This window comes from Wolbachia endosymbiont (group A) of Chalcis sispes (assembly GCF_964026765.1).
GTDB lineage: Bacteria > Pseudomonadota > Alphaproteobacteria > Rickettsiales > Anaplasmataceae > Wolbachia > Wolbachia pipientis.
Window position 1 is genome coordinate 1,021,088 of sequence record NZ_OZ034697.1, and the last position, 22,725, is coordinate 1,043,812.

At 35.0% G+C, this 22,725-nt stretch carries 23 protein-coding genes and 2 pseudogenes; 11 read left to right on the forward strand and 14 right to left on the reverse strand.

Annotation, left to right across the window (positions count from 1 at the left end):
• Positions 1-137: 137 nt before the first annotated feature.
• Complete coding sequence (locus AAGD72_RS05165; RefSeq protein ID WP_264718763.1) at positions 138-1,604, forward strand: peptide MFS transporter; 1,467 nt, start codon at positions 138-140, stop codon at positions 1,602-1,604.
• 140 nt (positions 1,605-1,744) lie between these two features.
• On the opposite strand, the gene miaB is transcribed toward AAGD72_RS05165, so the two are convergent.
• Positions 1,745-3,064, reverse strand: a complete 1,320-nt coding sequence (miaB, locus tag AAGD72_RS05170; RefSeq protein ID WP_341814724.1) for a tRNA (N6-isopentenyl adenosine(37)-C2)-methylthiotransferase MiaB — start codon at positions 3,062-3,064, stop codon at positions 1,745-1,747.
• Between the two features lie 1,213 nt (positions 3,065-4,277).
• Here miaB and AAGD72_RS05175 point away from each other — a divergent pair.
• From AAGD72_RS05175 to AAGD72_RS05205, 7 genes and pseudogenes are all read left to right on the forward strand, one after another.
• On the forward strand, positions 4,278-4,514 hold the full coding sequence (locus tag AAGD72_RS05175; RefSeq protein ID WP_341814725.1) for a transposase: 237 nt from the start codon (positions 4,278-4,280) through the stop codon (positions 4,512-4,514).
• Between the two features lie 15 nt (positions 4,515-4,529).
• Complete coding sequence (locus AAGD72_RS05180; RefSeq protein ID WP_341814726.1) at positions 4,530-5,018, forward strand: transposase; 489 nt, start codon at positions 4,530-4,532, stop codon at positions 5,016-5,018.
• A 36-nt stretch (positions 5,019-5,054) separates the two neighbouring features.
• A pseudogene (locus AAGD72_RS05185) lies at positions 5,055-5,183 on the forward strand (transposase); the annotation flags it as partial.
• Positions 5,184-5,247: 64 nt separating this feature from the next.
• Positions 5,248-6,037, forward strand: a protein-coding gene (locus AAGD72_RS05190; RefSeq protein ID WP_341814578.1) for an IS5 family transposase whose coding sequence is annotated in 2 segments (ribosomal slippage) — positions 5,248-5,508 and positions 5,510-6,037 — 789 coding nt in all. Because the reading frame shifts where the segments join, the coding sequence is not laid out codon by codon here.
• A 43-nt stretch (positions 6,038-6,080) separates the two neighbouring features.
• Positions 6,081-7,553 (forward strand): magnesium transporter MgtE N-terminal domain-containing protein, encoded by a 1,473-nt coding sequence (locus AAGD72_RS05195; protein WP_341814727.1) that lies wholly within the window; start codon positions 6,081-6,083, stop codon positions 7,551-7,553.
• Positions 7,554-7,599: 46 nt separating this feature from the next.
• On the forward strand, positions 7,600-8,043 hold the full coding sequence (locus AAGD72_RS05200) for a hypothetical protein (RefSeq protein ID WP_265023591.1): 444 nt from the start codon (positions 7,600-7,602) through the stop codon (positions 8,041-8,043).
• 101 nt (positions 8,044-8,144) lie between these two features.
• Complete coding sequence (locus tag AAGD72_RS05205; RefSeq protein ID WP_182320991.1) at positions 8,145-8,477, forward strand: hypothetical protein; 333 nt, start codon at positions 8,145-8,147, stop codon at positions 8,475-8,477.
• Between the two features lie 62 nt (positions 8,478-8,539).
• Here AAGD72_RS05205 and ccmE read toward each other — a convergent pair whose 3' ends face one another.
• The 8 genes from ccmE to AAGD72_RS05245 all read right to left on the reverse strand — a co-directional run bounded on the left by ccmE (position 8,540) and on the right by AAGD72_RS05245 (position 16,281).
• Complete coding sequence (ccmE, locus tag AAGD72_RS05210) at positions 8,540-8,941, reverse strand: cytochrome c maturation protein CcmE (protein ID WP_341814728.1); 402 nt, start codon at positions 8,939-8,941, stop codon at positions 8,540-8,542.
• Positions 8,942-9,058: 117 nt separating this feature from the next.
• Positions 9,059-9,928, reverse strand: coding sequence for a biotin--[acetyl-CoA-carboxylase] ligase (locus tag AAGD72_RS05215; RefSeq protein ID WP_341814729.1), 870 nt, complete (start codon positions 9,926-9,928; stop codon positions 9,059-9,061).
• 17 nt (positions 9,929-9,945) lie between these two features.
• Positions 9,946-11,310 carry an NADH-quinone oxidoreductase subunit N gene (locus AAGD72_RS05220; protein ID WP_341814730.1) on the reverse strand — a complete coding sequence of 455 codons (1,365 nt, stop codon included), beginning with the start codon at positions 11,308-11,310 and terminating at the stop codon, positions 9,946-9,948.
• Positions 11,307-12,749, reverse strand: coding sequence for an NADH-quinone oxidoreductase subunit M (locus AAGD72_RS05225; protein WP_341814731.1), 1,443 nt, complete (start codon positions 12,747-12,749; stop codon positions 11,307-11,309). Before AAGD72_RS05225 ends, AAGD72_RS05220 begins: the two co-directional genes overlap by 4 nt.
• 3 nt (positions 12,750-12,752) lie before the next feature.
• On the reverse strand, positions 12,753-14,600 hold the full coding sequence (nuoL, locus tag AAGD72_RS05230) for an NADH-quinone oxidoreductase subunit L (RefSeq protein ID WP_341814732.1): 1,848 nt from the start codon (positions 14,598-14,600) through the stop codon (positions 12,753-12,755).
• 4 nt (positions 14,601-14,604) lie between these two features.
• Positions 14,605-14,913 (reverse strand): NADH-quinone oxidoreductase subunit NuoK, encoded by a 309-nt coding sequence (gene nuoK / locus AAGD72_RS05235; protein WP_010962953.1) that lies wholly within the window; start codon positions 14,911-14,913, stop codon positions 14,605-14,607.
• Positions 14,904-15,491, reverse strand: coding sequence for an NADH-quinone oxidoreductase subunit J (locus AAGD72_RS05240; RefSeq protein ID WP_265026509.1), 588 nt, complete (start codon positions 15,489-15,491; stop codon positions 14,904-14,906). Before AAGD72_RS05240 ends, nuoK begins: the two co-directional genes overlap by 10 nt.
• A 73-nt stretch (positions 15,492-15,564) precedes the next feature.
• A complete protein-coding gene (locus AAGD72_RS05245; protein WP_174515685.1) occupies positions 15,565-16,281 on the reverse strand; it encodes a hypothetical protein in 717 nt (238 codons plus the stop codon).
• 322 nt (positions 16,282-16,603) lie between these two features.
• On the opposite strand from AAGD72_RS05245, the pseudogene AAGD72_RS05250 reads away from it, so the two are divergent.
• The 3 genes and pseudogenes from AAGD72_RS05250 (at position 16,604) to AAGD72_RS05260 (ending at position 20,030) form a co-directional block, all read left to right on the forward strand.
• Positions 16,604-17,592, forward strand: a pseudogene (locus AAGD72_RS05250) (IS630 family transposase).
• 73 nt (positions 17,593-17,665) lie between these two features.
• Positions 17,666-17,986, forward strand: coding sequence for a hypothetical protein (locus AAGD72_RS05255; RefSeq protein ID WP_341814733.1), 321 nt, complete (start codon positions 17,666-17,668; stop codon positions 17,984-17,986).
• Between the two features lie 127 nt (positions 17,987-18,113).
• Positions 18,114-20,030, forward strand: coding sequence for an ATP-dependent helicase (locus tag AAGD72_RS05260; RefSeq protein WP_155969319.1), 1,917 nt, complete (start codon positions 18,114-18,116; stop codon positions 20,028-20,030).
• Between the two features lie 154 nt (positions 20,031-20,184).
• Here AAGD72_RS05260 and AAGD72_RS05265 read toward each other — a convergent pair whose 3' ends face one another.
• The 5 genes from AAGD72_RS05265 to AAGD72_RS05280 all read right to left on the reverse strand — a co-directional run bounded on the left by AAGD72_RS05265 (position 20,185) and on the right by AAGD72_RS05280 (position 22,655).
• Positions 20,185-20,397, reverse strand: coding sequence for a hypothetical protein (locus tag AAGD72_RS05265; RefSeq protein WP_065094389.1), 213 nt, complete (start codon positions 20,395-20,397; stop codon positions 20,185-20,187).
• Positions 20,398-20,559: 162 nt separating this feature from the next.
• Complete coding sequence (locus AAGD72_RS06440) at positions 20,560-20,817, reverse strand: transposase (protein WP_138264905.1); 258 nt, start codon at positions 20,815-20,817, stop codon at positions 20,560-20,562.
• A gap of 158 nt (positions 20,818-20,975) precedes the next feature.
• A complete protein-coding gene (locus AAGD72_RS05270; protein ID WP_007549940.1) occupies positions 20,976-21,179 on the reverse strand; it encodes an IS5 family transposase in 204 nt (67 codons plus the stop codon).
• 91 nt (positions 21,180-21,270) lie between these two features.
• Entirely contained in the window at positions 21,271-22,437 is a 1,167-nt protein-coding gene (locus tag AAGD72_RS05275; protein WP_341814734.1) for an aspartate kinase, read from the reverse strand.
• A gap of 92 nt (positions 22,438-22,529) precedes the next feature.
• Positions 22,530-22,655 carry a hypothetical protein gene (locus tag AAGD72_RS05280; protein WP_256469399.1) on the reverse strand — a complete coding sequence of 42 codons (126 nt, stop codon included), beginning with the start codon at positions 22,653-22,655 and terminating at the stop codon, positions 22,530-22,532.
• Between the last annotated feature and the right edge of the window lie 70 nt (positions 22,656-22,725).

The window sequence follows — 22,725 nt, forward strand, 5'->3', positions numbered from 1 at the left end:
AAATTACAAATTCAAAAATATTTCCGTAGCCCACACCCCAACAAATTACTTTGCCAAGCTTCTAATACTTTTTTTTTAATTTTACTTGCAGTTTTTATTGTTTTACTTAATGTTAACTCAAGTTTTAGAGGTATTTTATGGATCAGAAGGCAAGTAAGTTTCCACAATTTTTAAAAATGTTGTGCTTTGTTGAAATGTGGGAACGTTTCTCTTACTATGGAATGAGGACACTTTTGGTCCTATTTTTGACTTCTCACTTAGGTTTCACTGATAAGAGGGCCTTTACTGTTTACTCATTATTTGCTGCAACAGGTTATGCTATGCCAATACTTGGAGGTTTTTTAGCTGATAAGTTGATGGGATTCCGCAACATGGTATTGCTTGGAGGGATAGTGATAATAGCAGGTCATGCTTGCATGTCATTAGTTGAGTTTGAACCAGGTTTATTATATTTAAGTTTATCTCTAATAGCTGTAGGTACTGGTATGTTTAAAGGAAATGCAACTAACCTACTTGGTTCATGTTATGGTAAAGGCGATCCTGAACGTGGCAGGGGCTTTACTTTATTTTACGTAAGTGTGAATATTGGATCAATGTTGGCTTCCATTTCATGTGGTTATGTAGCCCACTTGTTTGGCTGGCACTATGGCTTTGGTTTAGCTGGTATTGGGATGTTCATAGGGCTCATCATTTTTCTCAAATTTCAGAGTCTTTTAGGAGATAGCGGCCTTTCTCCTTATCCAGAGCTTATGAATAAGCGCATATTCGGAATTAAAATTTTTGGTATAGTATTGATAGGAAGTCTTCTGTTATCATCAATAATTGCTAAAATGCTTATACATAGTGAATTTTTTACTAATGTGCTTATATTTGTTGGGATAACAGCTCTAGGCATATTTATTTATATAATATCTAAATCATCAGCAGAACAAAGACGAAAATTAGTGGCATTATCTATTCTTGTGATATTTTTCTTGTGTTTTTTTGCTTTAGAAATGCAGCTTGGCTCCTTGATTAACTTATTTACCGAAAGAAACGTTATTAACAATGTATTAGGTATAACAATTCCAGCTTCAGTTTTTCAAGCTATAAATCCTTTGTCAATTATAATATTTGGCTTTCTTTTTGGAACATACATGAAGTTTAAGAAAGAATATGCAACTTCCATATTTACCCTTGGCCTTCTGACAATGGCTATGTGTTTTTTCACACTGTACATAGGATGCCTAAACTCTAACAGCGAAGGTAAAGTAGAATACTTATATTTAATAATTGCTATCTCCTTTATGGGACTGGGAGAATTATGTATTGCTCCATTAGTCCACGAACAAACAACTACACTAGCCCCTAAATACCTTAGAGGAGTAGTGATGGGTATAGTAATGCTGTCATTAGCGTTTTCTAACCTAGCCGGAGTTGCAATATCAAAATTTATGTCAGTTCCTTCAGTAAATGGTAAAATAAATTATTTAGAATCTTTAGAAATATATAAAGAAGGTTTCTTAAAGTTGGGAATATTGAATCTAGTAATAAGTATTATATTTTTACTTTTCTTTAACTTAATACATAAAGTTATTACTAACTCATCTTACACAAAAAATTGATATAGGTAAGCTCAAATTTGTAGGTTTAAGGTACCCGTTCAGCAGAGGTAGCAATTAAACTTTGTAACTTTTGAAAAAGATTATGATTGCATTTTTTCAATACTCTTTGCTTAATGACTTATATTTAACGCTGCTTAAAATCAGTGAAAGGCACGCCCCAACAAACTATTTTGCCGAGCTTCCAACACTTTCACGTTTACTATTTTGTCCCTGTATTTACCTTCAGGATCATCAATGCACACTGATTGCATATATGGGCTTTTACCAATAATTTGGTTTTGATGTTTGCCTTTTTTATCACTGAACAAAGCAGGAACAGTCTTGCCCACCATACTCTGGTTAAACTCAAGTTGTTGCTTACTAATTAATTTCTGTAAACGAAGAAGGCGCTCTGTTTTAACCTCTTCTGGTACTTGATCTTTTCTTTCCGCTCCCGGTGTGCCTGGTCTTGGGCTGTATTTAAAACTATAAGCCTGAGCGTATTTTACTTTTTCTACTAATTTCATAGTTTCTTCAAAATCTTTTTCGGTTTCTCCAGGAAAACCAACAATAAAATCAGAAGAAAATTCGATTTCAGGTTTCAATTTGCGAATTCTGTCTATCATTTCCAAATACTCCTCTGCAGTGTGTTTCCTGTTCATCGCGTGCAATATTTTATTCGAACCTGACTGCACAGGCAGGTGAACAAACGGCATGAGTTTTGGCTCTTCCGCATGTGCCAAGTAGAGAGATTCGTGCATATCTCTTGGATGGGAAGTTGTATAGCGGATTCTTTCTAGCTTTTCAATTTTAGCAATATGACTAATTAATTTTCCTAAATCCCACACTTCCCCTTCGCATTTCCCATGGTAAGCATTGACGTTTTGACCGAGTAGATTGATTTCCCTTGCTCCATTTGCAACTAATTTCAATGCTTCGCGGAATATTTCATTTACTGGTCGTGAATACTCGGCTCCGCGAGTGTAGGGCACCACACAAAACGTACAAAATTTATCACAACCTTCTTGTATGGCAAGAAACGCAGAAGATCCCTGGCTATTGCCATAGCATTCATCTGGCAATTTATCAAATTTTGCAACTTCAGGAAAATCAGTGTTTATTACATGACCTTTACTTCTGCTTGCTTTGACTATCAGCTCCGGTAAGGTAGCGATACTCTGCGGACCAACAACAATATCCACAAATGGAGCCCTTCTGAATACTTCTTCTCCCTCTGCTTGCGCTACACATCCAGCCACCACTATAGTAATTTCTTTTCGTGACGAATGAATCTTCCCGAGCTCAGAATAAAGCTTTTCTGCTGCCTTCTCTCTAATGTGACAAGTGTTCAGTATCACCAAATCAGCTTTTTCTGCATCACTAACAACGTTGAACCCCAAAGGTTTAATTACATTTTCCATTAAAACGGAGTCATAAACGTTCATCTGACAGCCGTAAGTTTTAATATATAGGCCTTTCATATTTGGTATGTCTTTTTCAAAATTTCTTCACCCTACACGTAAATGTCTAACAGACCAGCGCGTGACGCTAGTGAACTTGCTAGCACAATAGATTTTGACAAAATTATACGAAAAACTGGATCCCAGTGTCAAGCACTGGGATGACAAGTTCTCGGCAACCCCTACGTCATACCATCACGGTATCTCTAGATCCCGCTAACAAGTAGCGGGATGACGGTTGTCAGGGTGTCATGAAAGTAGCTAACACTGGCTTCCATCCAAGAGGGCAGTGCCCTCTTCTTGTCATCCCAGTGCTTGACACTGGGATGGCTTTGTTGCATCGCTACTTATGAAAGGCTAACTATAGTTAGGATTATAAGCAACCTATTGAAAATCTTGTTTTTTTGCAATCAATCTGATCAAATTTAAGAATAGTAATTTATTATTTATATTAATAAATTTAATTCTATTGAAAATAGCTAAAGCATTGAAATTCTTGAATTTTAGCCGGATTAGTGAGTGGTAGTGAAATTTCTTTTACTCAAATTTAGGTATTCACTGACCGTTCTTGTTATAAATACCAGAATAATAAGCTACTGATATTCTCCACCTTTTTTATCTTTAATCCATCATAGCTAGCGATGCAACAAAGCCCACTGGGATCCAGGAAAAAGAATGGTGTCATCCGAGTAGCTTGACACTGGCATGGCTTTGTTGCATCGCTACTTATGAAAGGCTAACTATAGTTAGGATTATAAGCAACCTATTGAAAATCTTGTTTTTTTGCAATCAATCTGATCAAATTTAAGAATAGTAATTTATTATTTATATTAATAAATTTAATTCTATTGAAAATAGCTAAAGCATTGAAATTCTTGAATTTTAGCCGGATTAGTGAGTGGTAGTGAAATTTCTTTTACTCAAATTTAGGTATTCACTGACCGTTCTTGTTATAAATACCAGAATAATAAGCTACTGATATTCTCCACCTTTTTTATCTTTAATCCATCATAGCTAGCGATGCAACAAAGCCCACTGGCATCCAGGAAACTTAATTGCAAGTAATGCATTGAGTTTGGTGAGTATGGGTTTTGCGTTATAGAATGAAGCACTTTTGGTGAATTTGTAAAGAAAGCTGGATCCCAGTGGGCTTTATTGCATCGCTCAAGTGAAAAGAACTGGCAGTTACTGACAAATTCATTATAAATAGCCATTTAACTGTTGAAGAAAAAATATGCCACAAAAAATGAGAGTCAGTAACTGCCATGAATATAACAAATTTCTCCAAGAAAGAGGAAGCATTTTTTGTTATATCAATGACGCCATAGAAAATTGGTACGAGAATTGTCCAAAAATGCAGGGCGGCAACTATATTTATAGTGATAAAGTTGTGATTTTGGTGCATATAATCGTCAGTTTCTTTAGAATTGGTTTAAGACAAACAGTCGGGTTTATACAAGGGTATTTGTAACAAATAGGAAGAGATTTGGCAGTTATCAGCTATTCACAAGCATCAAGAAGGTTTAAGAAACTTAATATTAAGATAAATGATTGCAGAATTGATAAAAATAATATGGAAGATATCGAAATTGCTATAGACAGTACAGGAATTAGTATATACAACAACACTCCTGGTCACAGTAAGGAAAATAGCACTGACAGAAAATATCGTGGCTATGAGCAAACGAGAAAATTGCACGTAATGTTGAATATAAACAACAAAAAAGCCATAGCTGTAAAATACAGTAACGGTGTCTACTCTGATCACTATGGAGCTTGTGATTTGCTAAAAGAAGTTGATTTTCAGCATGCCATAAAAGCACTATATGCAGATAGAGCATGTGATAGGCACAAGTTTTATAAGTTGTGTAACGAATATGATATAAAGACAAAAATTCCACCAATAAACAATGCGGCAGAACATCCAGAAATAGATTATATGTCTGAGAACCTGTTTAAAATCTCGGAGAGATAAGGTAAAATAGTGGTAGATTAAGAATGAGGTATATCTATGCGTAAAAATTATCCAAGTGATATAAGTCGAGAGCAATTTGAAAAAATCAGACCAATACTAGAGAGTAGCAGGAAGAAAACGAGACCAAGAAAACTTGATTTGTATGATGTATTTCGTACAGTGTTAGAACCTGTTTAAAATCTCGGAGAGATGAGGTAAAATAGTGGTAGATTAAGAATGAGGTATATCTATGCGTAAAAATTATCCAAGTGATATAAGTCGAGAGCAATTTGAAAAAATCAGACCAATACTAGAGAGTAGCAGGAAGAAAACGAGACCAAGAAAACTTGATTTGTATGATGTATTTCGTACAGTGTTATACGTCCTAAAAAGTGGTTGCCAGTGGAGAATGTTGCCAAAAGATTTTCCAAGGTGGGAAAGCGTATATTACTATTTTCAAATGTGGAATAAAAAGAATGGAGAAGAACCAAGTTTGTTGGAATTAGTTTTAAAAAAAATTGGTTGGAGAGATCCGTATCAACAATGGTCGGAAAGAGAAAACTAGCTTCTGTATAATTGATGCTCAAAGTGTTAAAAACACAGATACTGCTGAAAAAAAGGGCTATGATGCAGGTAAAAAGATTTCAGGCATAAAGCGTCATATTGCAGTTGATACTCAAGGTCTACCACATGCAATTTATGTAACAACAGCAGAAGTAACTGATCGTAGTAGCGCTGTAAGAATGGTTGAAAATGCTAAAGATACCCTTTCTGAAGTCAAAAATATATTGGTTGATGCAGGCTACACAGGAAAAATTTTTGCAACCCAAATAAAAGATATTATTGGTGCAACTGTTGAGGTAATAAAGCGCAGTGAATTACATTCTTTTGTTGTATTGCCAAAGAGATGGGTTGTTGAGCGTTCTTTTGCTTGGTTAGAAAAGTGTAGACGGCTATGGAAAAATTGCGAACGTAAACTCAATACCAGCTTGCAAATGATTGTCCTTTCCTTCATTTCTCTCCTATTACGAAGATTTTAAACAGGTTCTTAGAATACTAACAATTAATTTATTGGTAACGCCTATGAGTGGAAAAAAGCATGTTTTTAAGATGATACCTGGAAAAGAGGTGTTTAGAAAAACCCCGACTACAAGGATAAAGTGGCCTGAAGGTAATGATCCTACAATGCCTATTAAAAAAGTTGAGCTTGTATCGCTGGATGATAAAAACGATGTAGTACTAGGCTTATTGCCTATAAAACTTTGCAGCAGTTCTTGCCTAGACAGTTACATATGTCTGGAGGAAGAAAATGAAGGAAATCTGGTAGCCAAAGATTATAAAAGTGATTCTAACTTAGATTATGTAAAAAGTAACCATACATTTGTATATTACGGTAATGAGTTGGCTAAGTTATCATATACAAGAGAGCTTGTGCAGCCTTTCAAAACTATGTGTAGCAGTTCTATTAAATCAAAAAAATTGGAATACAAATATGTAACATGGGAAGATTCAGATACTGGCAACAATAAATATTATTTTTCAGACGAGGCAGGAAATATAATCGATTCACCTGACAATGAGGTATTACAAGACATTATGTTATACTACGGTGAGAGACATATAAGAGATGTGCTACTGTTGCTATCAAACGCGTTTACTAAAGTTTTTATTCAGGGCCTAACAGACGACCAACTAAAAACTCTTGCCAATACTCTTAGTAACGAGCAACTGCAAAAAATAATTCCTGAACTGAGCTCAAACCAGTTGCAGGTCTTAGCAGAGAACTTAACAGATGAACAACTCCAAGCTTTAGTAGATCATCTAACCAATCACCAATTACAAACTCTTGCTCAGGAACTAAATCCAGAAAAATTACAAATAATTGTTCCTATTTTAAATGATGCTCAGCTTGAAGCTCTAGTGAGAGGCTTAAATCCAGAACAAGTAAAAGAAATTTTACCTCACTTAAAAGTGGATCAGTTCAAAGCACTTATTAAAACTTTAAATGACGAGCAATTTACAGTGCTTGCAAAAGACTTAGCTGAGCACCACTTGACAATACTCTCCAAAGAATTAGAAGGTGATCAGTTGAAAGCTTTAGTAAATAGTCTGCAAGAAGACCAACTGAAAGACTTAGTTAATAAGCTTGATCATGATAAACTCGAAGCAATTGCTCAGGATTTAACTGATTCTAATAGGATTCAGATTATCATTAAGTCTTTAGCTAACAACCCAGAAAAACTTCAAGCTTTTGCTCGCAATATGTCTAATGAGCAGTTTAAAGAACTCTTGGATAACGTAGGTACAGAAGAGCTTAAAGATATTATTCACAAACTGCCTTATGAGAAAGTAACAGCTGTGATTGGTGATCTTGGCAGTAAAGATCAGTCTAAAGCTATTATTGATGCATTAAAAGGGGAACTTGAAGAGCAGAGTAAACAGAACAAGGAAATGATTGAGATGCTCAAGCAAATCAAGGACGATATGCCAGACATTGGACAGGCTCCAGACTTTACAATAGTAGACATTAATAATGACTCACTGTTATTTGTATAGTAGTGATTTATAAAGATAAGTAGTTTTTTTATAGGAGGTAACTATTATGAATAAAAATATAAAATTATATTCTAGTGAAGAAGTTGAATCAAATAATACATTACAACTTTCGAAGCCGAAGTTTGATAAACCAAGCTTTGAAAAGCCAGTAATAAAGAAGATTGTCAGTGGTAAAACAAAGGAAGAATTTGATATAACTAAAGATATGACACAAGAAGAGATTGATAAGATGCCACAAATTACATTGACCATCAAGCACCTTAAAAATTTTTATGATGGCTTGATAAACAGCATTAATAAGTATGACGAAAATATGGATAGTGCAATTCAAAGTGGTATAATAACACAATTATCATCAACCATAGATAGTATAGGCAGCAAGACAAGTAGTATAGACAGTGAACTTGCAGATCTTAGGGATTCGATTCCAGATATTGGAGAAGCTCCTCCATTACTCCATATTACTGGTGAAGAGAACGGATTGCTTTAATAAAAAAGGTAATAGCCTGATATCAGGCTGTTACCCTTTCCACATATCATTTCAATATAGCTGAGTTGATTTTGAAATTATAATTTTTTATAGGAGTTAGCATGAATAATAGTAAACAAGAAAGCAAAAACGAACTTAAAGTAATAAGCAAAATAGAAGTTAACACCAAACCTAAAGGTTATGATGAAACAGTTGCGCGAAATCCAGCGCAGCTTGGTTATGTCCACAAAGCTTTAGATAAATTAATCGCAGAGCTGAACACGAAATTCGTTCCTGAATTGGATGATGTATTGCATAACAATAGCAACTCTATCAGTCAATTAAATGACATGCTAACAGAAGAAAGGAGTAAGCTTGACGAGCTAATAAAAGAAATTAACGATTTAAAATCTTCGCTAGAACCGCCACCAATGGATGCTCCTGAATTCATATAAGAAAAAAAGTAATAGCCCAGTGGGCTGTTACTCTCTCTACATATCGTTTCAATACAGCTGAATTAGGGAATCTGTTTTAAAACTTTCGGCATATAGTTCTCATCATGTTTTGCAAACACCGTATCTGCAAGAAAGGTATTATTATCAGACATTTTACCTTGCACAACAACACCACTTTTTTCTGAAAACATCGGTGGAAGTATTCCCTGGTATTTTACCACAACGCTTTTGTTAAAATCTGTCATTTGAAAAACTACTTCACTTTCGCTCCGTATCACACTATCTTCAACAACCATTCCACCAACACGGATTGGCTTTTGACTATTTGGTAAAACTATTGCCTCACTTACTGTATAGAAAAATGAGATATTTTCTTTGAGCGTTGTTAAAATAAAAAAGGCTATGCAGCTTAAAAAGCAGAAAATTCCTGAAGTTATAAGTAATCGCTTATGTTTCTTCTTCATTATTATCTTTCAGGCTTTCTAGAATTTTTTTACTTTTAATATAGCAAGAAATGGTAAAAATCAGTTCTCCGGTAATCAACGTAAAACTAATAAGGTAAGCAAAAATTACATACGTATTCATAATGCACTGCCAATAAATAACTCACCTGCATCAAAATAAATTAAGCTTCCATCCTTTTGCTGCAACACCAATTTACCACTTTCATCTATATCAGCAAAAATTCCTTCATACAATTTGTCAGCTAACTTTACACTGATTTGCTCATTCATTTTGAATGCTTTTTTTAACCACATTTCTCTTATAGCATAAAACCCGTCAAATAGCCATTGCTTTCTTAGCTTATTAAAATTTATTATTAATTCCTTTAACAGATCCATGTTAGACACAGATTCACCGTAATTGCTAATGCACGTTGTTCCTGCAAGTGGTGCATGATTGACATTAATTCCAATTCCTACAATAAGCCAATTCGAATTGGATCTTTTTTCAAGCAATATTCCACTGATTTTTTTACTATCAACTAGGACATCATTTGGCCATTTATATTGAATGTTACTATCATCCATAAATGACAGTAAAGTATTTCCTACAACAAGAGCAGTCACAAAAGTCAATTCTGTTAATTTGCTGATGTCTTTAACTTGACTCGTTAAGCCTACTGTTATCCCAGTACCATCCGATGTCATCCCAGTGCTTGACACTGGGATCCATGCTTCTTGATTCCTAGATTCCAGCGTCACGCACTGGAATGACACCGAAAGCTGGCTTTCATTCAGATAATCGTTAAAGAGGTTTATCACCAAACTCGCATAGAAATTACCTTCTGGAGAAACCCAACTTTTTCCGGTGCGCCCCCTGCCTTCTGTTTGTTTATCGGCAATAATAACAGTTTCATTTGATATTCCTCTGTTAATTAAGTCCAGTGCTTTTCCATTAGTGCTTAAAACTTCTTTGTAATGATGAATATGAAAACCCTCAGGGATCACCTTGTCAGCCCTTTAGTTCAATGAGTGAGTAAAACGTACAAGAAAAGAACGAGGTTAATCAGTGAAGCCACCGAAGTGATAATGAATAGACCCTTAGAATAAGTAACCTTATTACCACTAGCTTTATCGAAATACATAGCTTTTATAATATTTAGATAATAGTAACACGATATAACACTTGCCATTACAAGGATCAAAGACAGGGTGATAAAGCCAGAATTTATTAAACTTTTGAATATAAAAAATTTAGCGATAAAACCCGCAAGTGGAGGTATTCCCGACATCGAGAGTAACAGCACAGAAAGATGAAATGCTACAATTGGGCGTTTCTTCCCTATACCAGACAAGTTTGCAATATCACAATCGTCATCGTCAATTTGTACGAGATATGAGAATAGCCCTATGCTTGTGATGATATATATCACCAGATACATTAAGGCACTATCTGTTCCTGCTTGTGTAAAAATAGAAAGTGAAGCAAATATAAAACCAATGTGACCAATTGAACTGTAAGCAAGCAGCCTTTTTAAGTTTTGCTGACGCAAAGCCCCAAAAGCTGAGATAAGCACAGACAATGCTGAAACGTATAAGAAAATAGGCTGAACATAACTTTTTACATTTACTAACTCTTCATTCATCAATCGAATTAAAAATGTTACAAGTGCAGCTTTTGGGGCCGTAGAAAAAAACGCAGTTACTATGGTAGGTGCACCTTGATAGACATCTGGAGCCCACATATGAAAAGGAGCAATAGCAAGCTTGAAACACAAACCAATTAGGACAAAGACTAACCCAAAAACTATTCCATAAGTTATCTGATGGTTTTGCAAGAATGAACCGAGCTCAGAGAAATTGACTTGTCCTGTATATCCATAAAGCAATGACATACCATACAGCATAATGCAGGAAGATAATGCACTGAGTGTAAAATATTTCACTCCTGCTTCACATGAATAAATCGAATCTTTATTAAAGCTCGCAAGAACATACAAAGATATACTCATCAACTCAAAAGCTAAATAAAAAGAAATCAGACTATTTGCTGAAACCAAAGTTATCATGCCAAATAGCGCAAAAAGAATCAGCATTGAAAATTCATACTTATAGTCATATTTTGATAAATTCAGCATCAAAAGTATTAAAATTCCTGTGCTGAGAATTAACCCTTGGGCTGACCTGATGTATAAATTGAGTTTTAACAACGAATTAAAGAGAAAAATTTCATTGTTTTCTGCCGAAAGAATTAAAATAATCAAAGTTACCACTGTGCAGCCAAGTGCTAATAAGTTGATAGTTCGGCGGTTAAATATAATCCCAAGCAGCAGCAACACGAACGAGGAGATAATAGAGAACGTTTCCGGCAATATCTGTATATAATTCATAGCGCATTATATTTGACTAACAAATTTGCCATACATGGCTTCAAATAATTCAGTGCAAGGGTTGGGTAAAATCCAAGCAAAATAACAAACACTGCAAGCAGAATTAAGACAGAAAATTCTATGCTATCCAAACGGTTATTTAATAATTTAGAATAGCTAACCCCCCATATTATTTGCTTACATAAATTCAGCATATAAACTGCGCTTAAAATAGTGCCAAGTGCGATAAATCCTGTAAAAAACCCTATGCTCTTAAACATCCCAACCATAGCCAAAAACTCACCTGCGAACCCAGATGTTCCAGGTAGCCCTATTGAAGCCATTGAAAATAAAATGAACATAAAACCAAATTTTGGCATTGTGTTTACTATGCCAAAATACTTTGCAATCTCCAAAGTTCCAGTTCGAGTATATAGCATTCCAACACATAAAAATAAAGCAGCAGAAATAAGGCCATGACTAATCATTTGAAATATAGCGCCGAGTATTCCTTCCTCACAAAATGAAAAGAGGCCAGCAGTAACGATCCCCATATGTGCTATTGAAGAATAAGCTATTAACTTCTTTATATCATCTTGAGCAAACGCAACTAGCGAAGCATATATCACCGCAATAATGCTCAGCACAACAACGAAATTTGAAAAATACAAACTTGCCTGAGGAAGCATTGGAATAGAAAACCTTAAAAATCCATATCCCCCCATTTTAATAAGCAAGCCAGCTAAAATCACAGATCCAGAAGTTGGTGATTGCACATGCGCATCAGGAAGCCAAGTGTGAAATGGAAACATCGGTACTTTTATTGCAAAAGAAATAAAAAATGCAATCCACAGCAATGACTGCACTTCAAGATCAAGGTTTGGCACTAATGTAGCTAATTTTTGTATATTAAACGTCCCAAAAGTGCTATAGATGTACACCAATCCAAGTAAAAATAATAATGAGCCAGTTAATGTATAAAGAAACAACTTAAACGTTGCATATACCCTGTGTTTTCCTCCCCAAATGCCAATAATAAAGAACATTGGTATTAAAACAGCTTCAAAAAACACATAAAAGCTTATAGCATTCAGTGAAACGAAAAAACCGACTACAAAACTCTCAAGCAGTAGAAATAATGCCATATATGGCCTAAGGGTTGTATAACTCATTTTGCAGTTGTAGAGTATACAAATTACAAACAAGAAAGTTGTAAGCAGAAGGAAAAGCAACGATATACCATCTATCCCTATTCCAACATTTCTAATTGGGTAGCTGACAAACTGAAAGTCCGCATCGTTATAATCAAATTCTATACAAGCTACAATGCTAAGCAAAAATGGAAGTACAGCAAAAAATAGAGCAAGGAATCTTAAGTGTATAGATTGATGATTAATCCTGATTAAGGATAAAATCAACGCTCCTATCAGTGGAAGCAAGAATATACTAAGTAACAACACCTTCTATTTAATTCCAATAATATATAAAGCACCGATTATTAAAGTAACAAACATAATAAATGCATAATCAAATATATAACCAGTTTGTAACTTTATAGAACTTTTTGAACATTCATTAACCAACCTTACAATACCATTTGGCCCAAATGAATCAATAGCCTTAACATCAAACTTCCATAGAAGCCTAGATATAAACCTTATCGGTGCAATGATAACAAACTCATACACCTCATCAAAGTACCATTTATTCTGCAAAAACTTAAGTAAAAATTTACTCTTAATTTGCCTAATTACTTGATATTGGTAAATTAGGTACGCAAGTGCTATTCCACTTAGGCTTGCTAAGGTTGGCAGTAGTTTTATAAAGAAATTATGAACTCCATGCTCATCAATAACTACTAAACTTGATTTCCAAAACGCATTACTAGTTATGTTCAAAATATTTGCTCCCCACACTCCAGAAAATACCGAACCAAAAGCAAGTATCAGTAATGGTATAAGCATAATCTTTGGTGCCTCATGTATATTAATTTTACTTTGTTTTTGGCTGTGGAACACAAGAAGCAATAACCTCCAAGAGTAAAACGCTGTGAAGAATGCAACAACTAAGCTTATTACAAAAGCAAAGCTATCCGTGCTATAAGCATGTTCAATTATCAAATCCTTTGAGTAAAAACCTGCAAATGGAAATATTCCAGAAAGCGCAAGAGACCCAATCCACATGAGAGTGTAAGTGCAAGGGATTTTCTTCCAGCAATTTCCCATTTTCTGAATGTTTTGCTCATGATGCATTGCATGAATTACATTGCCAGCACCAAGAAATAGTAGAGCTTTAAAAAAAGCGTGGGTCATTAAATGAAAAATAGCAACATTGTAAGCAGAAAGCCCACATGCCATGAACATATAACCAAGTTGACTGCAGGTTGAATAAGCAATTATTTTCTTTATATCGTTCTGAGTAATTGCAACGGTGGCTGCAAAAAAAGCAGTGAGTGCTCCAACGATAACTATTAATTCTCGTGCCACATTTGATAACTCAAACAATGGAGAACACTTTGCTACTAAAAATATACCTGCTGTTACCATCGTTGCTGCGTGAATAAGTGCAGAAACAGGAGTTGGCCCTTCCATTGCATCTGGTAACCAAACATGTAGGCCAAGTTGCGCGGATTTTCCCATACAGCCAATAAAAAGTAATATGCATATTATATGAATTATTTTAAATTCACAGCAGAACACACGAATGTTTTGAGTGCCAAGAAAATTAATTGTATCAAATATATATGCAAATTCTAGAGAATTAAATGTATAATAAATAAGAAAGATTCCAATCAATAGTGCAAAGTCTCCTACCCTATTCACAACAAATGCTTTAATTGCTGCATTATTTGCAGAATATTTTTGGAACCAAAATCCTATGAGTAAATAAGAACACAGGCCAACTCCTTCCCAGCCAAAAAAAAGCTGCACGAAATTATCGCTTACAACCAGCACAATCATGCAAAACGTAAATAGCGATAGGTAAGAAAAAAACCTCGACTTCCCCTTATCATGCTCCATATAACCGATAGAGTAGAGATGTACTACCAGTGAAACGGTGGTAATAACAATAAGCATTAAGGATGAGAGAGCATCCACACTAATTGCCCAATTTACTTTTAAGATGCTCAATGAAAACAAAGGAAATAAACTCAAGTGATAATTTTCAGAGAAGGTGAGAAAAACATACCAAGATAAAACTGCAGATATTCCAATCCCTGCCGTTGTAACTAACTGACTTTTTCTAAAAAGTGCTGCAAATAGCGAACCAAAAAGTGGCAAAAATACTATTAATTTCAGTATATCCATCATACTTTCATTCTTTCATTAAATTTGCTTGTTCAACATCTATATTGCCACGGCTTCTATAATATACAACCAATATTGCAAGCCCAACTCCTGACTCTGCTGCCGCAACAGTCAACACAAACATCACAAAAATTTGCCCAACTATATCATTCATAAAGGCAGAAAAAGCAACTAGATTGATGTTAATCGCCAACAATAATATTTCTATTGATAACAATATATTGATTATGCTCTTACGGTTGATGAAAATACCGCACACCCCAACAGTGAACAAAATAGCAGCAACTATCAAAAAATGATTTAATCCTATTTCCATTCCACTCCTTTTCCAAATTTAGCCTTAACCAATTTTACAGATGAAGATTGCGTCAATTGCTTTAATACATTCTGTTTTTTAACTCCTTTTTTCTTGTCCTGCAAAGTAAGAGCAATTGCACCGACAATTGCAACAAGCAGCAAAATTCCAGAAAGATGAAAAGCATACATATAGTCAGTATATAGCAAATTACCAATAGCTTTCACGTTATTAGTATTATAGTTTATAACATTGCTTATATTCGGTGCTGAGCTGCGGATTACAAAGCTGATGATTAGAAAAAACACAACACATAATATAGCACCAAGAGTGAAATGCTTTGCAAAACCCTGGCGCAACCTTATGTAGTCAATATCGAGCATCATAACTACAAAGAGGAATAACACTGCAACTGCACCGATGTATACTATCAGTACCATCATAGCAATGAATTCAGCTCCAAGAAGAATGAAAAGCACTGCAGAGTTAACGAAGGTGAAAATTAAAAATAATACTGCATGCACAGGATTTCTTACACTAATTACGCATACAGCAGATAAAATGCTAAGAATTGCAAAAAAATAAAAGAAAAAAGGCATTGATACTTTAACTGCAACAATAGTTACTAATTTAAAGTGACTATCGTTGTAAAGTCAATACTAAATGCCTACCTTATGGATGAACTTGCGATTGTGATTTTAAACACTCAGGAGTAAGGACATTCTTAATCACAGTACCTATGCTCATATGGCGATCCTTTTGCCTTTCTTCACTGACCTTTTCACAAGATTTTCCAATACCATAACCCACCAGTGCACCAACAACAGTGGCTGCAATAAATACTGCAACAGCAACAATAGCAGGAGCTAAAGTGGCAGCTCCTGCAAGGTATGCTATAGCTGCTCCAATAATTGCACCACCACTTAAAGCACAACAAGTTCTACAAGCGTTTGGCTTGCTTTTAGGATTTGAAATCTCTTCTATTATTTTAAGTTTTTCTGCTACTAAATCACTACCTTGTTGTTTTTCTTCATCATTTAACTTACCAAATTTATATAAAATCTTTGAAGTGCATTCTAAGTATTGTCCAACAGATTGCACATGTTCTTTTAGTGCATCTATTGTTACTCCTTCATTAAAGTGTTCTCTCAAAGTATCATGATCAAGACGATCAAGTTCCCACATAAATGAAGTATGTATCTCATTGATTTGCTTAATAAATTCCTCAAAGGGCTCCTTTATTTGTTCAACATAATAACTTATTATGTCAGTCGTTTTTTTAACTGATTCAACATTATGGATTCTTAAATTTTCCACAGATGTTAAAGACGTAATAACTATCCGTTCTTCAAGTGAAAGTTTTCTTTGCTCATCAGAATTAGTAGGCATATTTTCTCCTATTTACTATACTTAACATACAATAATTTTAACTAATATTTTCACAATTGTCAAATTTAGGCGTCCATTTTTCTCAAAGTTCAAAGTACACAACAAAAACTTTACAGAGTGCAAGTAGTAAAATTCTTGACAACTTTAATTTATTAATGCATAATATATGTATATTAATAATCAGCGGTAGCTCAAAATGTACAACATATTTGGTTATTTCAAAAGCAACAATAGTTCTAATACCAATTCCCGCTACACAAGTAACGGATAGACAATAATAGAAAAAAAGCCATACTGAAGTAAGTAAAGTAGCGAGGTTTAAATGGCATTAAGATCAAAATTATTGGATGAAAAAGTGGTGGAATCAGCAAAAGAAATGCTGAAGAAAGTAAGAAATAACGCATATGTTGCAAAAAAACTAAATGCTGTAATTGCAGCAAAAAAGCACAGTATAACAGCCGTAGCAAAGATATGCTGCATTTCAAGAAAGGCACTTACTGCATGACCTAAAATTTGGCAGAGAAGAAAAATTATTTGCTCCGCCTCAACGCCGTAGAAAAACTATATTGAATCAAAGTCAACGTGAACAAGTTGAGGTGTGGATAGAGGAAAACCCCAATATTACTATAAAAGAAATGAAAATAAGAATTCAAGAAAAGTTTGGTTTGAATATCAGCAAATCTACAGTACACCGTAATATGCAAAGAATGAAATTCTCATATATCACACCAAGACCAGTGCATAACGGACAAGATAAAAGTAAACAAGAGGAATTTAAAAAAAAATCTTAATGAAACTATTGTCATGTATCCTGAAAAAGAGCTATTTTTCTTCGATGAATCGCGGTTTGGCACACATTCAAAGATTGGACACGGGTGGTTTAAAAAAGGCATTAGGACACAGGTTAAGGTAAAACTAGGTAGGCAAAATTTTTATCTCTATAGTGCAGTTAATCCCAGAAATGGAGAAAGTTCTAGCTCAAACGTCAATACTGATTGTATGAATATATTCCTTGAGCAGATGTCACAATATTTAGGAACAAGGGAGGCATTTCTTATCATGGATTGTGCTAGTTGGCATAAGTCAAAAAATTTAAAAGTACCTAAAAATATCGACATTATATACCTACCACCATACTCACCTGACCTCAATCCTGTTGAGAGGTTTTGGTTATATATAAAACAGAACATTTTGCGTAACAAAATCTACGACACAATTGCTTTGCTTGAGAGCGCTTTGTGCAAATTTATTACCTCTCTTTCTCACTCCACAATTAAAAAACTCTGCAATGCCGCTTATTTGATTCACTAGTAATGAGAATTGGTATAACGCACAAAGTAGCAGACTAGATGGAGAAAGTTATCAATACACCACAAGAGACTATATGACAATTTACTTTAATAACACACTAGCAAGTTTCAGTAGATCATTGAGAGAATTTAAAGAAAAAGCGTATGGATTTATGTATGATATCGGAACTTGGTTGAAAGAAACATATGAAAATCTCACTGAACGACCTGCAACGCATAATCGCTATACCCCAAAAGAAAAACCCCTTGTTGAAGTTGAAGAAATAGAAATGAAGGAACTAAACCGTACATATAAGCCATTCCAAACTCCACCTATTCACCCAACAACTGGTGCCAATACCTCAAATCAAGTTGTTGTTACTCGACATACACCTGAAACTACTAAAACAAAATAGATGTAAAACCTACGTTTAAATATATAGTACTTGAGTGAAGCATTCTTTAACTGTTCTATTCAATAAAACCTTTACAATATTTCAATCATAGGTTTAACTTTACGAAGTTATAATCTATAGGGCTACGATGAACGATTATCTCTCACTGCTAAATCCAGAACAACAATCAGCTGTAACTAACATAGATGGACCGGTTTTAATATTGGCAGGAGCCGGAACCGGAAAAACAAGAACGATTACTTCAAGAATAGCACACATAATTAGAAATGGTCACGCTTATTCTGATGAAATATTAGCTGTTACATTCACAAATAAAGCAGCAAATGAGATGGTATCAAGGGTACTTGAGCTAACGGGCACAAACATACCATGGCTTGGCACTTTCCATGCAATTGCAGCAAAAATTTTGCGCCTGCACGCAGAAATTGTGGGCTTAAACCCCAATTTTACAATCATTGGTGTGGATGACCAATTACAGGTAATAAAAAATATTATCAATGAAATAAGCCCTGATTACCTATCAGAAAAATGTAAGACCATTATGAATATTATTCAGCAATGGAAAGAGAAGTGCTTATTGCCATCTGAAGTGGAAGATATTCAATCATTTAGGCCAGTGTACGTAACTGCACTCAAAGTCTATCACCAGTATCAGGAAAGGTTGAGATTCCTTAACTCTGTCGATTTTGGTGACTTATTGCTATATAACATACAACTCTTTAATCAAAAGACCGAAGTTCTGTCCTACTACCAAAACAAGTTTAAATATGTCATGGTAGATGAATATCAAGATACAAATGCGATACAATATCTTTGGCTAAAATACCTTGCAAAAGAGCACTCAAATATTTGCTGTGTAGGAGATGATGACCAGTCGATATATAGTTGGCGTGGTGCAGAAGTTGAAAATATTTTGAAGTTTTCTGATGATTTTAAAAATGCAAAAACCGTTAAACTAGAGTGTAACTACAGGTCAACATCCCACATACTTGCAACTGCGTCATATGTTATCAATCACAATAAGACTCGCTTAGAAAAAAAATTGTGGACAACAAACATTGAAGGGGAAAAGGTAAATCTAATAAAATTATGGGACGGAAAAGCTGAAGCAAGGTTCATAAGCGAACAGATATTAAAGCTCAATAAATACAGATTTAGTGACATTGCAGTGCTGGTAAGGGCCACTTTTCAAACTAGAGTTCTCGAAGAGTATTTTATAAAATATTCAATTCCCTACAAGATTATAAGTGGCGTAAAATTCTACGAACGTCAGGAAGTCAGGGATATAATTGCATATTTAAGACTCGTTACAAACAATAACGATGACTTAGCTTTCGAAAGGATCGTAAACCGGCCAAAAAGAAGCATAGGAGCTACAACTCTAAAGAAAATATACACGACTGCTCAGGATAACAAAATTTCTTTTTTTGAGGCAGCAAAAATATTAGTTAATAGTAATCAAGTAACCGAAAGAATTAAACTCTCACTAAATGATTTTTTAAATAAAATTAAAGCTTGGGAAGAAATAGTAAGCGTAAAACCACTGCATGAATTCGTTAAAATCGTAGCAAACCAATCAGGGTATATTGAAATGCTTGAAAATGAGGAGGTAACAGGCTTAGCACGAATAGAAAATGTCAAGGAGCTCATCTCATCTTTAAAAAATTTCGATAATGCCACAACTTTCTTGGAGCACATAAGTTTGGTGATGGAAGTGGATAATATGAATAACGATGACACCGTATATGTTATGACTCTTCATGCAGCCAAAGGACTTGAATTCCCGTGCGTGTTTCTTCCTGGTTGGGAAGAGGGATTATTTCCTCATCAAAGATCTTTTGATGACAAAAGTGGTAAAGCTTTAGAAGAAGAAAGGAGACTCGCATATGTTGGCATAACCAGAGCCAAAGAAAGGTTAATCATTTCATGTGCAGATAGGAGGGAAATTAACAACCAGTGGCAACCGATGCGCACTTCTCGGTTCATTAAAGAATTGCCAAGAGAAAATGTTGAGGTAATTAAAAGCAACATTGCCTACTGTTGAAGCTATAATTGCAGATAAACATATCTTACAAATCTGAATTACTTTAACTATATGTTTCTCCTGGCAAAAATTCTGTAACCGTTCACACTTAATTCTTCAATCTCATACCAATTTCTATTACATAACAAACAAATAGACAATAGAAGTGAGAAGGTTATACTAAGGCAGTATAATGATGGAGTTTTGGAATGGCATTGGTATCAGGTTGCAATTTTAGCTTACATTGTGCCAATCTTTCTTCAATTGCTGCTCGCATAAATTCTGCCTGTCTTTTAGTTCTGCAGTGCACTATCGCATCATCCACATATCTTTCAAATGGTACTGTTGGGTGATTTTGTTTCATCCATATATCAAATGCATGGTGCATAAATATGTTTGAAATGATTGGGCTTATTGAACCTCCTTGCGGAACTCCTTTTTTCCCTAACTACCTTACTGCCATCTGCTTGCTGAATAGGGGATTTCATCCACCTTTCAACATACAGTATGACCCATTTGCAGTCTGTGTGCTTCTTGATAGCCTGCAGTGCTAAATTGTGGTCCAGATTGTCGAAAAATCCTGTAACATCAACAGCTTTCTTGGTAATCGTATCCTGTCTCCAATAAACAGCGGTTTTGCTATGTATCCTTGATCAGCAAAAAACTTACGTAAAGTTGGAGCCTTGTATTTAGCTTGAGTGAAAAGATTTAGAGCACCATCACGATCTTGAACACTTGCACTATGAACATCAGCCGCAATAATTAAGCCCACTGTATCTACAACAATATGACGTTTTCTACCCTTTATTTTTTTTTCAGCATCATATCCTCTGGATCCCCTTTTTGAGTGGTTTTTACTGATTGACTGTCAATTATTCCTACTGAAGGTGTTTCATTTTTACCAAACATTTTTCTTACCTCTTTTACTAGCATATTATGTATTTTTTCCAATTTGCCATTACTACGTCACCTGAGAAAATAGTCATACACCGTCTTCCATGGAGGAAAATCTTTCGGCAGCATTCTCCATTGACAACCACCTCTCATTATATACCTTATTGCATTAATAATTGTTCTGATATTGTGCTTTCTTGGCCTCCCTATCTTTCCTTGTGCAACATGTGGCTCCAAAATTTCCCATTCCTTATCACTTATATCACTTGGATACAATTTTCCCTCCTATTTTTTACTTACACTATCATATTTTTTTCCTCATTCCTTTTCAAGACATACTCTTAGACAACTGGACGTCGAGCCTATCCTAGTGTTGCATATCAAGCTCATACTCAGTATGTAAATCTTTGACCAAAGCTACAACGTATTCTTTTTGAACAATTATACTGATTTTGATTTCGGATGTTGTGATAGCAAGTATTTCTATCTTTTTTTCGCTTAAAACCTTGAGTGTACGGTGCATCACTTCAGTGTTAGACATAACACCAATACCAATTATTGAAATTTTAGCTACATTATCGTTTATAGCATAATTTTCATTCTTATTCAGTAACTTTTCCATTAAATCAATATCAAATTTGGAGATAACAAAACTTGACCCATGTACCATATCAATTTTAACGTTTGCCCCTACTATATCTCTTAAAGTACGCAAGTTATTTGCAAGGTTAGTGAAAGTTACAAGAGCTTCATTAGTGCTATAAGCTATTCCAGTAATTAAGTATCTCTCTAGTACCTCCCTTTTGTGTAGCACTGTGGTACCTTCTACTTCCTTAAAAGTGGATAGCACTTGCACTTTAATGTCATGTTTCATTGCAAGTTGTACTGAACGATTATGCAATATTTTAGCACCAGATGACGACATTTCCAACATTTCATCGTAAGAGATAAATTTGAGCTTGCGTGCCTTTGGAACAATTCTCGGGTCTGCTGTATATATTCCATCAATATCAGTAAAAATTTCGCAAGTTCTAACACCAAAGGCTACCGCGAAGGCAACTGCTGATATATCAGAGCCTCCTCTTCCAAAAGTAGTGATTCTATCATCATTTATACCCTGAAAACCAGCAATGATCGCAGCAGTATAACCCTCAGCAAAAGATCTTTTCACACGTTCAATCTTTATTGTTTTTATTTTAGACTCAGAATAAAAATCATCAGTTACAATTGGTAACTGCCAGGCAAGCCACGATTTAGCATTAACTCCGATCGATTGGAGAGTGATAGCTAATAGACCGCAAGAAATTTGTTCTCCTGCTGAAAGCATAACGTCATACTCTGATAACTCTTGTCTGCAACTTAAATTTGAGATTTGCCTAGCCTGAAAAGCCATTTGGTCAGTAAATCCTGCAACAGCAGATACAACAACGATTACATTACAACCTTTCTCAATATCGTTTTTTATCAAATTTGCAACTCGGTTTAAATCAGTTAGCGAAGTCCCACCAAATTTTTTTATGATTATTTTGTCCATAGTTACAATATAACTCTCTTCTGAAGAAAAATATAGTTTTTGTAGAGATAGCAGCTTGCAAGCCATTCAGAAAAGGGAAGACAAAGCTATAGCTAACGCGTCATACCACGATTCATTCCATAGCTGTACGAACATTCATTTTTGAAGGTAAATTGCACAGCAAATGGTGTCATCCCAGTGCCTAGACACTGGGATCCAGAAGACTTAATTTCAACCAAGTGGCTGCATAATAAAGGCTGGATTCCAGTGGGCTTTGTTGCATCGCTCTTCGGATAGTAGGTAACGCAC